The organism is Phenylobacterium soli, assembly GCF_003254475.1.
Classification (GTDB): domain Bacteria; phylum Pseudomonadota; class Alphaproteobacteria; order Caulobacterales; family Caulobacteraceae; genus Phenylobacterium; species Phenylobacterium soli.
Genome location: NZ_QFYQ01000001.1, coordinates 2,135,201 through 2,153,176 on the forward strand (window position 1 = coordinate 2,135,201; position 17,976 = coordinate 2,153,176).

At 66.3% G+C, this 17,976-nt stretch carries 15 protein-coding genes; 6 read left to right on the forward strand and 9 right to left on the reverse strand.

What is annotated here, in order from left to right; genetic code table 11:
• Window positions 1-16: 16 nt before the first annotated feature.
• From DJ017_RS10615 to DJ017_RS10630, 4 genes are all read left to right on the forward strand, one after another.
• Window positions 17-3,262, forward strand: coding sequence for an efflux RND transporter permease subunit (locus DJ017_RS10615; RefSeq protein WP_111528699.1), 3,246 nt, complete (start codon window positions 17-19; stop codon window positions 3,260-3,262).
• A gap of 99 nt (window positions 3,263-3,361) precedes the next feature.
• Window positions 3,362-3,709, forward strand: coding sequence for a DUF190 domain-containing protein (locus tag DJ017_RS10620; protein ID WP_111528700.1), 348 nt, complete (start codon window positions 3,362-3,364; stop codon window positions 3,707-3,709).
• Window positions 3,710-4,265: 556 nt separating this feature from the next.
• Entirely contained in the window at window positions 4,266-5,210 is a 945-nt protein-coding gene (locus DJ017_RS10625; protein ID WP_227000102.1) for a cation diffusion facilitator family transporter, read from the forward strand.
• 771 nt (window positions 5,211-5,981) lie between these two features.
• On the forward strand, window positions 5,982-7,391 hold the full coding sequence (locus DJ017_RS10630; RefSeq protein WP_227000103.1) for a carbohydrate porin: 1,410 nt from the start codon (window positions 5,982-5,984) through the stop codon (window positions 7,389-7,391).
• 382 nt (window positions 7,392-7,773) lie between these two features.
• On the opposite strand, the gene DJ017_RS10635 is transcribed toward DJ017_RS10630, so the two are convergent.
• From DJ017_RS10635 to DJ017_RS10665, 7 genes are all read right to left on the reverse strand, one after another.
• Window positions 7,774-8,211, reverse strand: coding sequence for a c-type cytochrome (locus tag DJ017_RS10635; RefSeq protein WP_111528703.1), 438 nt, complete (start codon window positions 8,209-8,211; stop codon window positions 7,774-7,776).
• Between the two features lie 86 nt (window positions 8,212-8,297).
• A complete protein-coding gene (locus tag DJ017_RS10640; protein WP_111528704.1) occupies window positions 8,298-10,655 on the reverse strand; it encodes a heavy metal translocating P-type ATPase in 2,358 nt (785 codons plus the stop codon).
• Window positions 10,656-11,097: 442 nt separating this feature from the next.
• Window positions 11,098-11,484: a DUF302 domain-containing protein gene (locus DJ017_RS10645; RefSeq protein WP_111528705.1), complete on the reverse strand. Its 387-nt coding sequence runs from the start codon at window positions 11,482-11,484 to the stop codon at window positions 11,098-11,100.
• Window positions 11,481-11,705, reverse strand: a complete 225-nt coding sequence (locus DJ017_RS10650; RefSeq protein ID WP_227000104.1) for an SHOCT domain-containing protein — start codon at window positions 11,703-11,705, stop codon at window positions 11,481-11,483. Before DJ017_RS10650 ends, DJ017_RS10645 begins: the two co-directional genes overlap by 4 nt.
• 43 nt (window positions 11,706-11,748) lie before the next feature.
• Window positions 11,749-12,210: a hypothetical protein gene (locus tag DJ017_RS20630; protein WP_193539997.1), complete on the reverse strand. Its 462-nt coding sequence runs from the start codon at window positions 12,208-12,210 to the stop codon at window positions 11,749-11,751.
• A gap of 319 nt (window positions 12,211-12,529) precedes the next feature.
• Window positions 12,530-13,369, reverse strand: coding sequence for an FTR1 family iron permease (locus DJ017_RS10660; RefSeq protein WP_111528707.1), 840 nt, complete (start codon window positions 13,367-13,369; stop codon window positions 12,530-12,532).
• Window positions 13,370-13,372: 3 nt separating this feature from the next.
• On the reverse strand, window positions 13,373-13,774 hold the full coding sequence (locus DJ017_RS10665) for a cupredoxin domain-containing protein (RefSeq protein ID WP_227000105.1): 402 nt from the start codon (window positions 13,772-13,774) through the stop codon (window positions 13,373-13,375).
• A 79-nt stretch (window positions 13,775-13,853) separates the two neighbouring features.
• Here DJ017_RS10665 and DJ017_RS10670 point away from each other — a divergent pair, with 79 nt between their 5' ends.
• Entirely contained in the window at window positions 13,854-14,621 is a 768-nt protein-coding gene (locus DJ017_RS10670) for a hypothetical protein (protein ID WP_111528709.1), read from the forward strand.
• A 144-nt stretch (window positions 14,622-14,765) separates the two neighbouring features.
• A complete protein-coding gene (locus DJ017_RS10675; RefSeq protein ID WP_133255447.1) occupies window positions 14,766-15,020 on the forward strand; it encodes a conjugal transfer protein TraD in 255 nt (84 codons plus the stop codon).
• A 581-nt stretch (window positions 15,021-15,601) separates the two neighbouring features.
• Here DJ017_RS10675 and DJ017_RS20635 read toward each other — a convergent pair.
• Together DJ017_RS20635 and DJ017_RS10685 are read right to left on the reverse strand one after the other, a co-directional pair.
• A complete protein-coding gene (locus tag DJ017_RS20635; protein ID WP_193539998.1) occupies window positions 15,602-16,210 on the reverse strand; it encodes a hypothetical protein in 609 nt (202 codons plus the stop codon).
• A 146-nt stretch (window positions 16,211-16,356) separates the two neighbouring features.
• Window positions 16,357-17,907, reverse strand: a complete 1,551-nt coding sequence (locus DJ017_RS10685) for a multicopper oxidase domain-containing protein (protein ID WP_111528711.1) — start codon at window positions 17,905-17,907, stop codon at window positions 16,357-16,359.
• Window positions 17,908-17,976: the final 69 nt, after the last annotated feature.

Below are 17,976 nucleotides of genomic sequence, written 5' to 3' on the forward strand. Positions count from 1 at the left end.
CCGGAGGCCTCAGGTCATGATCGGGCAACTTCTTTCCCTGGCGGTGAAGGCGCGCTGGTACGTCCTCTTCATCACCCTCCTCGTCGCCGCCGTAGGCGTGTGGCAGCTCGGCAAGCTGCCGATCGACGCCGTGCCGGACATCACCAACAAGCAGGTGCAGATCAATACGGTCGATCCGGCCCTCTCGCCGATCGAGATGGAAAAGCGGGTGACCTTCCCCGTGGAGACCGCGCTCGCGGGCATTCCGGGCCTGGAGAGCACGCGCTCGATCTCGCGCAACGGCTTTTCCCAGGTCACCGCCGTCTTCAAGGACAGCAGCGACCTCTATTTCGCCCGGCAACAGGTGGCCGAGCGTCTGGCCCAGGCCCGCGACAGCCTGCCCGAGGGCGTTCAGCCGCAGATCGGACCGGTCACGACCGGTCTCGGCGAAGTCTTCATGTACACGGTCGAGTTTGCTCGGCCGGGCGGGAAGGGCGGGACGGCGCGGGACGGCGCGCCGGGCTGGCAGAGCGACGGTTCCTACCTCACGCCGGAGGGCGAGCGGCTCTCCGACTCGGTCGCTCAGGCCGGCTATCTGCGCACCGTGCAGGACTGGATCATCCGGCCGCAGCTGCGCACGGTGGCCGGCGTCGCCGGGATCGACTCCATCGGCGGCTACGAGAAACAGTACGTCGTCGAGCCCGATGCGGCGAAGCTGGCCGCCTATGGCGTCTCCTATGCGGACCTCGCCAAGGCTCTGGCGGCGGCGAACCTCTCGGTGGGCGCGAACTTCATCCAGCGCGCCGGCGAGGCGTACCTGGTGCGGGCCGACGCGCGTGTGCGGACGCTGGACGAGATCGCCAACGCCGTTGTCGCCACGCGGCAGACCGTGCCGGTGGCGGTGAAGGATGTCGCGATCGTGCGCATCGGCGGCGACCTGCGTACGGGCGCCGCCACCAAGAATGGCCAGGAGGTCGTCGCCGGCACGGCGCTGATGCTAATCGGCGAGAACAGCCGGACCGTCGCCAAGGCGGTCGGTCAGAAGCTGGAGGAGGTAAAGAAGACCCTTCCCCCAGGGGTGGTGGTGAAGACGGCGCTCGACCGTTCGGTCCTTGTGAACGCCACCATCGCCACGGTGGAGCGCAACCTGACCGAAGGCGCGCTGCTCGTCGCAGCGACCTTGTTCCTGCTGCTGGGGAACGTGCGGGCGGCGCTGATCGCGGTGCTGGTGATCCCCTTCTCTTTCCTGATGATGGCCATCGGCATGAACGCGGTGAAGGTCCCAGGCAATCTGATGAGCCTCGGGGCCCTCGACTTCGGCCTGATCGTCGACGGGACGGTGATCATCATCGAGAACTGCCTGCTCCGGCTCGCTGGGCGGCAGCATCGCGAGGGCCGGCTCCTCGCCTTGCGGGAGCGGCTCGAGACCGTCCTTCACGCCTCGCAGGAGATGATCAGGCCCACCGTCTACGGCCAAGCGATCATCTTTCTAGTGTTCGCGCCGCTGCTGATGTTCGCCGGCACGGAAGGCAAGACCTTCTCGCCGATGGCGATCACCATCATGCTGGCGCTGGCGGCGGCCTTCGTCCTGTCGCTCACCTTCGTGCCGGCCATGGTCGCGATCCTCATGCGCGGCAAGGTGGCCGAAACGGAAGTCCGGTTCCTCCAGAGGCTCAAAGCCCGCTACGAGCCCCTGCTGCAGCGTGCGATCGCGCGGCCGTGGCTGCCGATCGGCGGCGGGCTCGCGGTCTTCCTGGTGAGCGCCGTCGTGTTCACGACGCTGGGCCAGGAATTTATCCCCACGCTCGACGAGAAGAACGTGGCGCTCGGCGCGATGCGCATCCCCTCGACGTCCATCGAGCAGTCGAAGGCGATGCAGGAGCAGATCGAGCGGGCGGTCACGTCCGTGCCGGAGGTGGAGATGATGTTCTCCAAGACGGGCACCGCCGAGGTGGCGACTGATCCGATGCCGCAAAACCAGTCGGACGGCTTCATCATCCTCAAGCCGAAGCGCGACTGGTCCGAGGGCGTGCGGACGAAGGAGGACGTCACCAACCGGATCCTCGAGAAGGTGAGCCCGCTGCTCGGCAACAGCTACGAGATCACCCAGCCGATCCAGATGCGCTTCAACGAGCTCATCGCCGGGGTGCGCGGGGACGTGGCCATCAACCTCTACGGCGACGACCTGGAGAAGATGAGCGCGGCGGCCGCCAAAATCGGCCAGGTGCTCCAGTCGATCCCGGGCGCCCAGGGCGTCCGCGTCGAGCAGACCGCCGGCGCACCGACCCTCGACGTCAAGCTCGACCGGGCGGCCATCGCTCGCCTGGGGCTCACCGTCGAGGAGGTCGCCGATACGGTGGCGGCGGCAATTGGCGGGCGCGAAGCCGGCAACATCTTCCAGGGCGACAGGCGGTTCGACATCGTCGTGCGCGTGCCGTCCGCCCAGCGCGACGATATCGACGCAATCGGCGCCATGCCGGTGATGCTGCCGGGCGCCGAGGGCCAGCCCCGGCAATCCGTACCGCTTCGCCAGCTGGTGGAGCTTCGCTTCACCGACGGCCTCAACCAGGTCAGCCGCGAAAACGGCAAGCGTCGCGTGGTGATCCAGGTCAACGTCCGGGGGCGGGACATCGGCTCCTTCGTCAACGAGGCGCGCGCCAAGGTCGAGGCGGTCCCGCTTCCGTCAGGCTCGTACCTAAGCTGGGGCGGCCAGTATGAGAACCTGAAGGCCGCGACCGCCCGGCTTGGCGTCGTCGTGCCGATCTGCTTCGTGCTGATCTTCCTGATCCTTTTCATGGCGCTCGGCGGCTTCGCGCCGGCGGCGGCGGTGTTTGCGGCCATTCCGTTGGGGCTCTCGGGCGGCATCTTCGCCTTGGCCCTCAGCGGCATCACCTTCTCGATCTCTGCGGCCGTGGGCCTGATCGTCCTTGCCGGCGTCGCCGTGCTCAATGGCCTGGTGGTCATGTCGAGCATCCGCCAGCGGCTGGACGACGGCCGGCCCGTGGCGGAGGCGATCTACGAAGGCGCGGTCGAGCGGTTCCGGCCGGTGCTGATGACCGGTCTCGTGCCGGCGATCGGCTTCATCCCCATGGCGCTGGCGCATGGCACCGGCGCTGAGGTGCAGAAGCCGTTGGCCGTGGTGGTGATCGGTGGGCTGATCACGGCGACCGCCGTGACGCTGATCGTGCTCCCGGCCATCGCCCAGCTGATCCTCCGTCGGTTCGCCAGACCTCGTCCCGTTAGGGAGGAACAACCGCTCAAACCTGCGCCGCATCGCCCCTGATCTTTCGGGAGCCGCCGCGCCATGCGGTCCGCACTCCGGCGGCTCCCTTTCCCGTCACGGCGGCTCGGACCCGCCTAACGAAACGAGGAACGCCATTCGATGAAGACTCCCACCCAAGCGGTCTTGATGCGGATCTACACCGACCAGGACGCCCTGGTCGGTGATCGCTCCCTCGTCGAAATCATCGTCCGTCGCGCCCGTGACGCCCATCTGGCCGGCGCCACCGTGTTGCGCGGACGCATGGGTTTTGGCGAATCTGCGCGCCTGCACGCGCACCGGCCCTTCGATCTTCGCGATAACCTGCCGGTCGTGATCGAGCTGGTCGACGATGAAGCGAAGCTGCACGCCTTTGTTCATCAGCTCGACGATCTGCCGGACATCGGCCTGGTCACGTTCGAGAAGGTGGAGGTGGTCCGCTACGGCGGGCACCCGCCGCGCCGCTCGTGAGGGCGCGATGAAAACCCCGCGCCTGCTTCCCTGTCTCCTGGCGTTCGGCGTTCCCGTTGCGCTGAGCGCCTGCGTCAGCTTCGCGCGACCCCGATACCAAACGGTCGAGAGCGAGGTCATCCCTGCGTCCGGATTTTCGATTCAGCGGCCGGCCGCCATCGTTGATCCGGAGGGGCTTCGATTTCACGGCTGGATCTGCCGCGAATTATCAGGCGTCGGCCTGTTTTCGCCGCGAGCGCTGCGTGTCGAGCGGATCAATGGCTCCGGGGAGGTTATCGACTATGACAAAGCTGGCGTATCTCTCTCCCGAAATCCCGAGTGCTCGATCTACAACATCCCGACCTCGTGGACCTTGGGCCCTGGGGAGCGCGTGCGTGTGTGCGTCGCCGACCGGGAGCGGTCGTGTCCATCGGTTCGGAGCCAGGATGGCAGAAGCCGGCGATGATGCGCCGGCCGATGCTTCCGCCGCTCCCGGCGCGCCGGCGCAACCGGGACCGTCCGCGCTGCATTTTGGAAGCTGCGGCGACTTGGGTCGCCTCCGATGAGACCCGTGCCCATGGACGACCACGACCACGACCACGGACATGACGCAACGGGCCATGCGCACGGACCCGGCCACGCCCACGGGCCGGCCAAATTCGATCGCGCGTTCGCCATCGGTGTCGGCCTGAACATCGCCTTCGTGGCGATCGAAGCTGTGTTCGGCGTGCTCGCCAACTCCCTGGCCCTGCTGGCGGACGCCGGGCACAATCTCAGCGACGTCGCCGGGCTCCTGCTGGCCTGGGGCGCAGCATGGCTGGGGCGGCGGCGCCCGACCGCCAAGCGCACCTACGGCTACGGCCAGACCACGGTCCTGGCGGCGCTCGCCAACGCCATGCTGCTCCTGGTGGCCATCGGCGCCATTGGTTGGGAAGCGATCCGCCGCTTCCAGGACCCCCAGCCGGTGCATGGGATGACCGTGATGGTCGTGGCGACCATCGGCATCGGCATCAATGGGGCGACAGCGCTCCTCTTCATGCGCGGCCGCAAAGGCGACATCAACGTGCGGGGCGCTTTTCTCCACATGGCGGCTGACGCCGCGGTCTCCGCCGGGGTGGTGGTTGCAGGGTTGGTCATTCTGTTCACCCGTTGGCTCTGGCTCGACCCGGTGGTCAGCCTAGGCGTCGTGGTCGTCGTGGCCATCGGCACCTGGGGCCTGTTGAAGGACTCGATCGCCCTGGCCATCGACTCGGTGCCCGCGGGGATCGATGCCGACGAGGTGGCGGCGTTCCTGCGCAGCCTTCCTGGCGTCTCCGAAGTGCACGACCTGCACATATGGCCGCTCAGCACGACGCTCACCGCCTTGACGGCGCACCTCGTGCGCATCGACGCGCAAATCGACGACCGATTCACAGCAGACCTCGCCGCCGAGCTCCAGCGGCGATTCGGCATCGCCCATGCCACGGTCCAGTTGGAGCGAGGCGACGTTCCCTGCCATCTTGAGCCAGCGCACGTGGTTTAGACGCAGACAGCAAGCCACCTTGGTTGACAGCAGCACCCTGCTCGTGACCGCGTCTTCCTGCGGACCGCCAGAATCCGCGATGCGGAGGGCGCGCGCTGGGACCATGGGCCACCTTCCCAACCTGAGGCGGCGCCTTTCGACGAAGCTCTGGAATGTACTCTGGAGCTCGGCGGGCGCCCTGGGCCTCACCAGCTGTCTGATGCTCCCACATCCGACTTATCAGTCGATCCTGAGCGAAGTGGCCGGCGGCTTCAGCATCCAACGACCGGCCGCGATGGTGCGTCCCGAGGGCCTGCGGTTTCTCGGCTGGGCCTGCCGCGATTGGCCCGGCTATACCGCGCCGCGCTCCCTGCGCCTGGAGCGCCTCGATTCTTCGGGTCGTGTCGTAGAATCAGTTCGTACAGGCGTGAACTTGGCGAATCGGCCCGACTGCACCGTCTATGTCTTTGCGACCCGCTGGAGCTTGACCGAAGGCGAGCGGGTAAGGCTCTGCGCAGCCGACGACTCTCAGCCATGCCCGTCCCCCAAGCCGCGTGCTTATCACTGACGTCTAAACGGGGCGGCAGGACCGGCTTCGAAGATCAAAGCTGTAGTCCTGCATGCCCACATAAGATGCGCTTGGGGTGAACGCTTCCGGTCAGCCGGCCAGAGGTTGTCGGTCGCTACTCCGAGGATATGTCGGGTCGCTCTGAACGAAAGATCGATCAACGATGGTTGGCATGATGGCCGCCATCGGGCAGAGCTGAGCCGCTCGTACAACATCACCCAATCTTGGCCGAAGGACGCCCCGTGCCGAGCCCCCCACTGCAGCTCCTCGCCATCGTCGCCGCCCTTTTGATCGTGGCGCCGGCAACGAACGCGCGAAGCCAGCCCGAGCCGCAGCCGAAACAGGAAAGCCCGTCACCCGAAACGCAAAGGGCGGAGCAAGGTGATGCATCGCCGCCCGAGCGCTTCGCGATTCATCTGCAGGGAACCGACATCCTGCAGCATTACGGCCGGTTCCACAGTCCCTATCAGGGGGCGAACAGTTTCCGATCACAAGGCGGGTCGGGCAACACGGTTGATGCAACCCTCTATCTCGGTGTGCGGCCGTGGTCGGGCGCGGAGCTCTGGGCCAACCTTGAAATGTACCAGGGTTATGCGCCGAGCAACACAGTCGGCGTGGCCGGATACGTGAATGGCGATGGGGCGAAAGTCGGCCGCGCCCATGCTTATGGTCGCATCGCGCGTGTGTTCCTCCGGCAGACCATCGATTTGGGGGGTGAACAGGAGAATGTTGACGCTGACGTCAATCAGCTCGGCGGCGCGCGGGCTAAGAACAGGTTAGTCGTCGCCGCGGGAAAGCTGAACGTCACCGACGTATTCGATACGAATAAATATGCGCACGATGCGCGCCATGACTTTCTAAACTGGTCGCTCATCGACGCTGGCAGTTTCGACTACGCCGCAGATGCCTGGGGCTACACCTATGGGCTGGCCACTGAACTTTACCGGGGTGACTGGGCTTGGCGGGTCGGTGTGTTCGACCTTTCGATTGTGCCCAATAACGCGGAGCTGACGCATGATTTCAGCCAATTCCAAATTGTCGCCGAGGCGGAGCGGCGGTTTTCGCTTCGCGGTCGTCCCGGCGCGCTGCGCGTAACCGGCTTTCTCAGCCGTGGCCGGATGGGACGTTATGACGATGCGGTCCGGTTGGCTGAAACCCCAGGCGTAACGCCCGACATCTCACTTGTGCGCCGCTATCGCAGCCGCCCTGGAGTGCACTTGAATCTGGAACAAGAGGTCGCGAACGGCATCGGCGTGTTTGCCCGCTTGGGCTGGGCGGATGGGCGTTACGAGTCCTATGAGTACACTGACATTGACCAGACTGCGCAGGCGGGATTGTCCATCGTCGGCGGCGCGTGGGGCCGTAAGGACGACACCTTCGGCGTCGCTGTGGTGGTGAACCGGCTTTCATCGGCTGGCCACCGTTACCTGAACGCTGGCGGGTTAGGTATCCTCGTCGGTGACGGCCGCCTGCCGCACCCAGGGACCGAGGAAATCGTAGAGGCATATTACAGCCTCTCCGTGCTCAAGGACGTGACGCTCAGCCTCGATGATCAGCTGATCGAGCGCCCGGCTTACAACCGAGATCGAGGGCCGGCTAACGTGATCGGAGTACGACTCCACATCCAGCATTGATGCACTGCCGCGCAGGCTCCATGGAGCCGGCCACTGCCGTCGCCAAAGCGGCAGACCCTCCGCGTAAGAGCGCCGCCTGGTCTCGTCCGGCGAGCCAGAATTCGAAAGTCAGCAGCGCCACGTCCGCGAAGCTGCAAGGGGTTTCAAAGTCGGCCGGCGCGTGCGGATGGCTGCGCAATTCGACAACCGATCCACAGCTGACCTCATCGTCGAGCTCCGGCGACGGGATCGCCCATGCAACGGATCAGTTGGCGCGTGGCGACGTCCCCTGCCATGTTGAGCCGGCGCACGTGGCGCAGGGCTGGCAAGCGCCCTTGCGAGGCTCGCCCGATTCCAACGGTAGCGGCGCGATCACGCAGCGAGATCAGCGTCGGCGAGGTCGCTACTTCGAGGTCGCGGTCTGCGGCAGCCGCGCCTGGACGTAGGCGATCACCGACCAGATATCGTCCTTCGAAAGCGCCTGTTTGAAACTCGGCATCGCGCTGCCGAACGGAGCGCCGCCCTCTGCGACCGTCCAGTACATGAACGGATCCCACCGGCTCATCGGCATACGCGAGAGCCAGGCCAGGTTGGCCGGGCGCGGGTTCAAGCTGGATGCGGCGGGGCCGTCTCCGTATCCCGTCACGCCGTGGCACGAGGCGCAGTTGGCGGCGTAGACCGAGCCGCCATGCTGAACGGTCTCCGCCGTTTGAGGCAGGGGGTTGCGAAGGTTAGCGTAGGGGGCCGGAACCCCGCCCATCATGGCCGCGCGGTTGCGCGCCATGCTGCCGCCCATCATGCCGGACCCTGTCCCATAGCCCCCCATCATGCCGGGGCCCATGCCGTACCCCCCCCATCATTCCGCCGCCGTAGCCCCCGGGGGCCTGGGGCCACGGCCGCATGCCGCAGCACCCCACCCAGGGCGAACTATACGCGCCTGACGGCTGGCTGACGGCTGAGCTTGTCGCGGCCATCAGAGCAGCAAGGGCGATCGCCGGGACCAACTGCCGTATGGTCAACTTCATGTACGCCTCCTTGGGGATGTGGGGTGGGCGAATGACTCTGATCCACAAACTGGGGTGAATGGGGCGGCCGCAGCCCCTCGCCGCCGCGCGCTGGCGGCGGGCGTTCGGTTGCGCCGAGCGCGCTTGGGGAGGGCGTCGCCCGCAGCAGGCGCAAGGCGTTGAGCACGACCAGGAGCGAGGCGCCGACATCGGCAGCGATCGCGCCCCAGAGACTGGCCATGCCGAACAGCGTCAGGATGAAGAACGTGGCCTTCACCCCCAACGAGAAGACGACGTTCTGCCGGATGACCCCCAAGGTCCGGCGCGAATGGCGGATCAGCCACGGGAGCCTCGACAAATCGTCGCTCATCAAGGCGACGTCGGCGGTTTCGATCGCCGCATCACTGCCGATCGCGCCCATGGCCACGCCGAGGCTGGCGCGCGCCAGCGCAGGCGCGTCGTTCACGCCATCCCCGACCATCGCCACAGCGCCATAGCGGCTCACCAGATCCTCGATGCAGGCCACCTTGTCCTCGGGCAGCAGCTCGGCCCGGACTTCGTCCACGCCGATCTCGTGGCCGATGGCGTTCGCCGTCGCCTGGTTGTCGCCCGTTAGCATGACGACGTGCGCCACGCCGGCGGCGCGAAGCTCGGCGATGACCTGGCGTGCCTCGGGGCGAACCGTATCGGCGACGGCGATGAGGCCGCACACGTGGCGTCCATTTCCGATGACGATGACGGTCTTGCCGTCCGCTTCCAGGCGCTGAACGCGCTCCGCGAGTTCGGCGTGGTCCTGGCCCCGCTCGACTACATAGCGGTGGGAGCCCAGCCAGAAGTCTCGGCCGTCGAATCGACCGCTCAGGCCCTTGCCTTTCAGGACCTGGACGTCGTCTGCAGCCTGGGGCGGAACCTCCCGCATGCCTGCATAGTCGACGATCGCCCGCGCCAGCGGATGGGAGGAGCGCGCCTCGAGCGCGGCCGCACGCGCGAGAAGCTCCTCCTCGGAGTGACCGGCCAGGGGGATGACACAGACCACCTGCGGAGCGCCACGGGTGATCGTCCCGGTTTTGTCCATGGCGACCGCCCGCAATCGCGCCGGAAGCTCGATGTACGCCCCGCCCTTGATCAGCACGCCAGCCCGCGCGGCGGAGGCCAGCGCGGCAACAATCGATACGGGCGTCGAGATGACCAGCGCGCAGGGGCAGGCGATCACCAGCAGCACCAGCGCGCGGTAGAACCAGTCGGCCCAGGCTCCGCCGAACACCAGTGGCGGCCCCAGAAACACCGCCAGGGCCATGGCCATGACCGTCGGGGTGTAGATTCGGGCGAACCGCTCGACCCATTGTTCCGTGGGCGCCCGGCGCGTGTGGGCCTGCTGAACCAGCTGGATGATGCGGGCGAGGGTGGTGTCGCCCGCGGCCCGGGTCGATTCCACCGTCAGAGCGCCGTCGCCGTTGATTGTGCCCGCGAAGACCTGAGCCCCTACGCCCTTCTCGACGGGGACGCTCTCGCCCGTGATCGGCGCCTGGTTGACCGTGCTGACGCCAGCGATGACGTCGCCGTCCAGGGCGATCCGTTCGCCGCCCGCGACCACGAAGCGCTCACCCGGCCGCACCTCCGCGACCGGCGTGACGGCCTCAGACCCATCCGGCCGCAGGAGCCGCACGCTTGGCGGGGCGAGGTCCAGCAAGGTCGCGACCGCCCGGCGGGCGCGGCTGATGCTCCAGCTCTCCAGCGTCAGCGAAAGCGAGAACAGGAACGCCACCGTCGCGGCTTCGAACCACTCGCCGATGCCCGCCGCGCCCGCGACGGCGATCACCATGAGAAGGTTCATGTCGGGGCGCAGCCGCCGCGCGGCGTAGAGCGCCTTGGGCGCGACATACCAGCCCCCGAGCAAGATCGCGGTCAGATAGGCTGCGATCTCCGGCCAAGGCGTGGGTTCGCCGGCGTGTTCGATGAAGAGTCGAAGCGCCGAGGCGAAGTCTGCGGAAGACCAAACGTGCAGCGCCATTCCCAAGAGGACGAGCGCGCCGCTCCCGATCGTGCAGACCTCTTGCCGCCGTCGGTCGGCGTCGCCGCCGTCGGGGCGGGTGGCGGTCCACGGTGTCGCCGCCATCCCGGTCGCGCGGACCGCTCGGATAATCGCCTCGTCTGGAATCTGCGCCGCCGCGTCAGCGATGTTCATCCTACTGTTCAGGACGTCGAAGCTAAGGCGATCCTCTCCCCCGACGACCGGTCCAAGCACCTCGCGCAGCGTGGCGACTTCCTCGGCGCAGTCCATTCCCCGGATCCTGAAGGAACGTCCGCCCGACGACGGTGCGATGCTGCCGGAGTCGTGGCAACAAGCCGATCGAGACGCTTCAGCCACATCCACGCGAATGCCCTCGCTGCGTCCGCCCTCCCGCAATAGGGTGGGGGAGGACCTCCATGCCGGTCGGTATGGATACCTTCTCTAGTCGCTAGAGGGTCAAGACCGTCTGCACTTACAGAGAACGTGCCAAGCACGGGTGTACCCTGGTTCATCGTTCTGCATTCTGCTTTCTGCGTTCCGCGTCGTCGATGATGTCAGCGCGCGGAGGCGGGGCGCGGCTATGCCCTCGTGCCTATGATCCTGGCCGCTCGATCACGCGGATCGCCGCGCGCCTCGCCGAGCGACGCTCGGGATGGGTGCGCCCCGCGCGTTGAACGAACCGACGCGCGCCGTCGCGCCGATCCGCCTGAGTTCAGAGGCGCTCGATAACGCGTCGCAGCCGCGCGCGGACCTCTTCGGCCGTCTCCTTCAAACGCGGATTGTCGATCGCCTGCATCGAGGCGACCGGGTCGATCGCCGCCACTTCCGTTTCGGCGGGACCGCGCTCTTGGACCACCACGTTGCAGGGCAACATAGTCCCCACCTTGTCCTCGAGCAGCAAGGCTTCGTGCGCCATCTTCGGGTTGCAGGCGCCAAGGATGCGGTAGTTGCGGAAATCGATGCCGATCTTGGTCTTGAAGGTGTTCTTCACGTCGATGTCCGAGATGACGCCGAAGCCTTCCGCCTTCAGCGCCTCCAGCGTCCTGTCGATCGCCTCGTCGAAGTTGGCGGCCAGGGTCTTGGCGAAATAGTAGTTCATGTCGGCGCTCCTGGCTGCGGCGAGCCCGCGCCGATGTCGGCCCGGGTCCGCAAGTACTCGTCACGACCGATCTCCCCGCGTGCATAGCGCGCATTGAGGAGCTCGAGCGCAGAAGGGGGGCGGCTCGGACCGCCGGTCCGCGAGCGCCCCGCCGAGCGGGCGAGCATCACCGCGCCGACGATCACCGCGATCAGCAGCAGGAGTGGAAAGAGACCGAACATCGGCATTCCCCATCCGATCAGAGAACCGCCGCACCACATGAGATCACTGGACGTTCTGAAGGGCGCCGGTCGTGCGGTCGAAGGCGAAGCGCTGAACGAGCGATCCTCCGTCCTTGGTGATGATGTCGCCGACGATGGTGTTGGCGTCGCGCTGGGCGACGGCGCCGACCTTCACATGAGGATTGCCGTTCATCGCCACCCAACGCTCCAGATAGGTGCGAACGTCGTTGACGGAGAGGTTCAGGCGGCCCTGCTGCCCGGGGCTGCCATACCCGTAACCCATCATCCCCGGGCCCATTCCATAGCCCATCATGCCCGGGCCCATCATCCCGGGACCCATCATGCCGTAGCCGCCCGGGCAGCCGTAGCCATATCCGTAGCCCGGGGAAGGCTGCGCCGGGGGCGAGGACTGGGTTTGGGCCTGCGCTTGTGCCTGAACCAGGCTGACCGTCGCCAGAACAACTGCGAGGGCGCCGCCGGCGAGGAAACGCGTCTTCAACTGCATCGCTGTCGCTCCGTCTCACCTCGCGGGCCTAATGCGTCGCAAGATCGAGTGGAAACCTACTGGCCTTCGGACGCCTGTACCTTGACCTTGGTCAACCCGCGCGTGTGGGAAGGCTAGTCTTCGTCCGCCTTCATCAGGTCGGCTCGGGCGTGGCGGATCTCCACAGGCAGACCCTAAAGCCTCCAGTCGCTGGAGGAGCAAGCGCCAATCCGGCGGGGAGACGCCTTAGGCGACACCACAAGGGCCTAGACCGCCTTGTGGCCGGCTGAGGGCGTGACAGTTCTTTCGACGGCGTGCGAATTGGAGCCGGCAGGGCCGGTCAGGCAGCGCTGTTGTTTTCAGCCTCGGCGCGGTGGGGACCCGGGCGTTCCAGGCGGCCTGCCGTCATCAGGACCGCGAGAACAAGCAGGTAGGCGGCGACCTGGGCGCCCATCGGGCGATCAGAATACCCGACCAGGGTCTGCAAAGCGCGGCCGAGAAGGGTGTCGTCCGGAAGGATGAATGAGGTGTCCCAGAGCTGATCTCCAAGGCTCGGAATCCAATTCGCCTGGACGAGAAACACCGCCGCACGCCCAGCCATGCCCGCGGCGAGGAGCGCGACCAGGCCATTGGTGACCGAGAACAGTTTCGCCGTGGGGATGGCGAGCAGGCCTCGGTAGATCAGCCAGGAAACCGCAGCGCCGCCGCCGAGCCCCAGCAGGCCGCCGCCCACCATAGCCGTCGGGTCGGCGGATCCGGCCGAGGCGACGCCAAACAGGAACAGCACGACCTCGGCGCCTTCCCGCAACACCGCGACCGCTACGACCGTCGCCATGGCCAGCAGCGTGGTCTCTCCGGCGGAGAGCTTGCCGCCCAAGCTCTTCATGTCCCGAACCATCTCGCGGGCGTGGCGTGACATCCACACGACATGCCAGCTCAGCATCAGGACCGCCGCAACGAGGATCGCAGCGTTGAACAGGGCTTGGCCCGAGCCCGCGAATGCATTCGAGAGTTGCTGAGCGAAAAGCGCCACGAGCGCCGCCCCGATCACCCCTCCGCCGACACCGCCGGCGATCCAGCGGCTCCGGCCAGCGACACCTTCCGTAGCGGCGAGGATGACGCCCACGATCAATCCGGCTTCGAGGACTTCGCGGAATACGATCAGCGCTGCGGCCAGCATAATCTAACGCCCTTCGCCCACGGTCACTTTGCCCTGAGCCGTCGCGGCATGAAATTCACCCATGAAGCTGTATTCGCCAGGCTTCAGGGGGCCAATGAAGAAGCTGACCTTCCCCTTGGGCGTGACCAACTGCTCCGTCCTCAAATCGTGGCTGTCGAACTCTTCCGTGGCGAGGTCCTGATTGATCAGGACGATGCGAACCCTTTGCCCTGCCGGCACGCTGAAGTCCGAGGGCGTGAAACGATGATCCTTCAAGGTCAGGGTCACGGTCGCCGGCTCGGGCGGAGCAGCGGCCGAGACGCCCGCGGCGCTCGCGAGGGCAAGCGCAGCGATTAGAGCGCCGAATCTAGACCGCATTTGATCTGCCTCAACTGATTGGTCCCGCGACAGGGCAAGCTTAGCCATCCCCTTCATGATTTCGCAATTGACACGCGTTCGCAATAGGAAATATGCGAACGATGTGCAATTGCAAGAGGGGCGGCGGATGAAGGGCCTGATCAAGAGGTTCGCGTGGGTTTGGGCGGTCGGCCTGACGGCCATGTCAGCCCCGGCCTGGGCCGACCCACGGCTCGATGAGAAGGTCTACGACCCCTACATCGAAAACCACACGCTCGAGTTTGAGACCCGCTGGGGCCAGGAGTTAGGGCCGGGTGAGCTCAAGGGCGCCAGGACCTTCATCGTCGAGGGCGAATACGGCCTGAATGATCGGGTCAGCCTCGCGCTGCTCGGCCAGATCGAGCGCGCGCCTGGCGAAGGCGACCGGCTGGTCGGACTTGGCCTGGAGGGGGTGATGTATCTTGGGCAGATACCCAAGGTCGACGTCGATACCGGGCTCTATCTCGAATACAAGAAGGGGCTGCACGGGGAAAACGACGAAGGTGAGGCCAAGCTTCTGCTCGCCAAGACCGCGGGGCGATTTCAGGGCCTCTTCAACTTCATCGTTGAGCGGCCCTTCGGAGCACCGAATGGCGAGGGATTTGCGTCATACGGCTACGCCACGTCGCTCACTTGGCGCACGATCGGCAATTTGCGCCTCGGCGCCGAGGCTATCGGCGACTTCGGAGACGATCACGGGTTCCTCTCGCGTGCACAAGGCGCTTACGTCGGTCCTCAGCTGAAGTGGGAGGGCAAGCCCCAGTTCCTGCCGGTGGATGTCGTGGTCGATGCGGGCTGGCTCAAGTCGGTGAGCGCGGCGCGGCAAGAGGCCGACAGTCAGGCGAAAATCATTGTGGAGTTCGAGCGGCGCTTCTAGCCGAGCTTCATTGAAGGGGCCTCCGAGTCTCGATCCCCTGATGTGAGGCGGCTCGGCTTGGCGCCTCGGCCGTCCAGCAGCCCATCGCGCGCCGTTTACCTGGCAACTGGGACGGGTCGGAGGGCGCCGCGATAGGAGGAGTAGGTGCGCAAGCCGCGAGATCTCGAAGCTGAACTCCGCGTCCTGCAGAACCGATCGGCCACAGTGCGGGCCCGCATGGTGATGCGCCTTGGGGAACTCGTGGAGACGATCGGCGCCGGGGCGCTGGAGCTCGACGTCCTTGCCGGCGCCCTGTTGGAAGCCATGGCTGAGACGGAACCGGAGACGATCGAGCGGTGGCGCAGCCGCGGCGCGGCGTTTTTCGCCCTGCGCCGTGAAGCCAGACCCCGAAATCGTTGAAAACGAGCGGAGGCCTGCGCTCCGCCTTCTGGCATAGCGCCGACTCGAACGCCCCGTGATTTCGAGACGCGCGTAGGGCTGGAGCCGGAGATCACGTCATACCTTCACCGGTCGGCCGGATCTCGAACGTCCGATGGCGCGGCTCCGGTCCACTTGGTCGCCACACGCCTCACCGCGACGCTGCACCTCGGCTAGAGCAGCGGCCACGGAACGCGCATAGCGACTTCGGCGTGCAGGTGAGGGCAGGGCGTTGCGGGCATCCTAAACAGAGCTGAGTCGGGTCCGGGGCGCGGTCGCTCGGCGGCATAGGCCATCGGACCGGTGGCCGCAATTGAGGCCAGGGACCGTCTCTTTTTCACGCGACGCGCTCCGCCGGCTACATGGATGCAGCGTTTGCGGGCCTTCCAAAGGCCTTGCGTGATCGGCGCTCCTCGCTGAGCTGACGCCAATGACGCCATCTGTGGCGGGGTGTGCGAGCCTCCAGCGTTCCATGATGCGGCCGATCAAGGCAGAGGTCGTTCCGCTCAGCGGGTTTCACATCGACCGCCCGGTCGCGGTGCTGGGTCCAAACGGACTGCGCGTCACTGGACGCTGCGAGCCGCGCCGGTGTTGCGGTCGAAGGCGAAGCGCTGAACGAGCACGCCCTTGTCCGATGTGACGACGTCGCCGACGATGGTGTTGGCGTCGCGCTGAGTGATCGCGCCGACCCGCAAATGGGGATTGCCGTTGGTGGCGATCCAGCGCTCGAGATAAGTCTTCACATCGCTCGCGGAGATCTGCCCGGGGCCGCTACCCGGTGCGTAACCGTAACCACCCACACCCGGGCCGTAGCCGCCCATCATGCCGCGACCACCCATCATGCCTGGGCCATAGCCGCCCATCATGCCGCCACCGTAGCCCCCCATCATGCCTGGGCCATAGCCGCCCATCATGCCGCCACCGTAGCCCCCCATCATGCCCGGGCCGTAGCCGCCCATCATGCCGCGACCGCCCATCATGCCAGGGTAACCATAGCCGTAGCCGCCATAACCGTAGCTCCCGTAGGGTTGCGACTGAGCAGGGGCCTGGACCTGCGCGGGGGGCTGGTCTTGGGCGGGGTTCTGGGGTTGGGCGTAGGCCTGCACGAGACTGAAGGCCGCCAGAACGGCGGCAAGCGCGCCACCGGTGAGGTCGCGGATGTGCAACTGCATCGTTGCCACTCCTTCGATTGATCTCTGGCGCAGGACACACCGCGAGATCTACGAGGAAATTATTCGCGTGCGAACGCTCCCGCGTTGACCTCGGTCAGCGTGGGCGTGTTGTTGACAGCTTTGGGTGGCGAAACGCGGGGCGACGGTCAGGCGCAGACATACTGTCCCATCATGCCCGCGTCCTCGTGCTCCAGGATGTGGCAGTGGAACATGAAGGGATGGGCTCGCAGCGCCGGTTGGGTGAAATGGATCAGGAGTTCGGCGGACCGCGAGACGAGGACGGTGTCCTTCCAACCCTGCAGATGCGGGGGCGGCGCGGCGCCGTCCAGTGACAGGATCCTAAACTGGACGCCGTGGACGTGAAACGGGTGCGCCATCGACTGGGCGGAAACCTCCCACACCTCACGCGAGTCCAGGGCCACTGCGACGTCGATCCGCTGCATGTCGAACGACTGGCCATTGATGCCGAGACCAGACCCGCCGCGCCCCATGCCCATCATGCCGCCGCCCATCATGCCGCCGCCCATCATGCCGCCGCCCATCATTCCCCCCATCATGCCCCTGCCCATCATTCCGCCCATCCCGCCCATCATCCCGCCCATGTCGTTGAGCGCGAACCGCCGTCGGAGAAGTTGAGCGCTCGGGGCCGCGGCTGGCATATCGACGAGCGTGGACGGAATTTTGCGCTTCGCGCCGGGGCGGTCGCGATCTGGTGCGAAACTCATGATGTCGCCTGCGGCGCTCTGCCCGCGCCCCATCATCATTCCCATCATCGGTGGGAAGGGATCGGGACCCGTTTGCAGCACGGCGGGACGCCCGTCGGAAAAGTCGACCAGGATCTCGAAACGTTCAGAGGGCGCGATCAGAAGGCGGGTCATGCTGACAGGCGAACCCAGATACCCGCCGTCCGAGGCGATCACATGAAGTGGCCGCCCGTCGTCAAATCCCAGGTCGAGGTTGCGCGCGTTCGACCCGTTCAGCAGCCGCAGCCGCACCAGGCCGGCGGGGACGCGCGCGATGGGCGCGATTGCGCCGTTGACGATGATTGTATTGCCCCGCGCTCCCTGCATGACCGTCATCGGGTTCGCGGGGTAGATCAGGTCGCCGTTCCCATCGAACAAACGATCCTGCAGCACCAACGGCAGATCATCCACGCCATAGGTTCGCGGAAGGTCGAGGCGCGCGCCGGAGCCGTCTTCGATCAGCACCAGGCCCGCCATTCCGAAATAGACTTGGCGCCCCGTGTCTCGATGGGGGTGCGGGTGGTACCAGGCGGTGGTCTCCGGCTGCTGAACGGGCAGCACGCGCCGCCACGTCTCACCGGGAGCGATGTGATCGTGCGGCCCGCCGTCGCGTTCGCTTGGGATCAGGAACCCATGCCAATGCACGATGGTGTCGGTGTCGATGCGGTTCTCGATCGCCACATCGACCTGCGCGCCACTCTGCATCCGTATCGTTGGCCCGAGAACGGGGCCTGAGTAGCCGTAAGTTGCGACCGGCCGTCCCTCCACGAAGGCATGACGACCGGTTTGGGCCACAAGCCGGATCGAATTGCCTTGGGCTTGGGCATCGATCAGCGGCGGCACGGGCAGCGGGGTGGTGAACCGACCTGGCTGGGCGCCGCTCGGCGCCCCAAAGAGTGTCGACCCCGCAATCAGCGAGCCACCTGCAACGATCGTCCTACGTCGCGTGAGCATGCGAGCACGTCTCCGACAGCGGAAAAGGATCGGAGCAAACGATTTCCGCACCCACTATCAGCTCAGGAG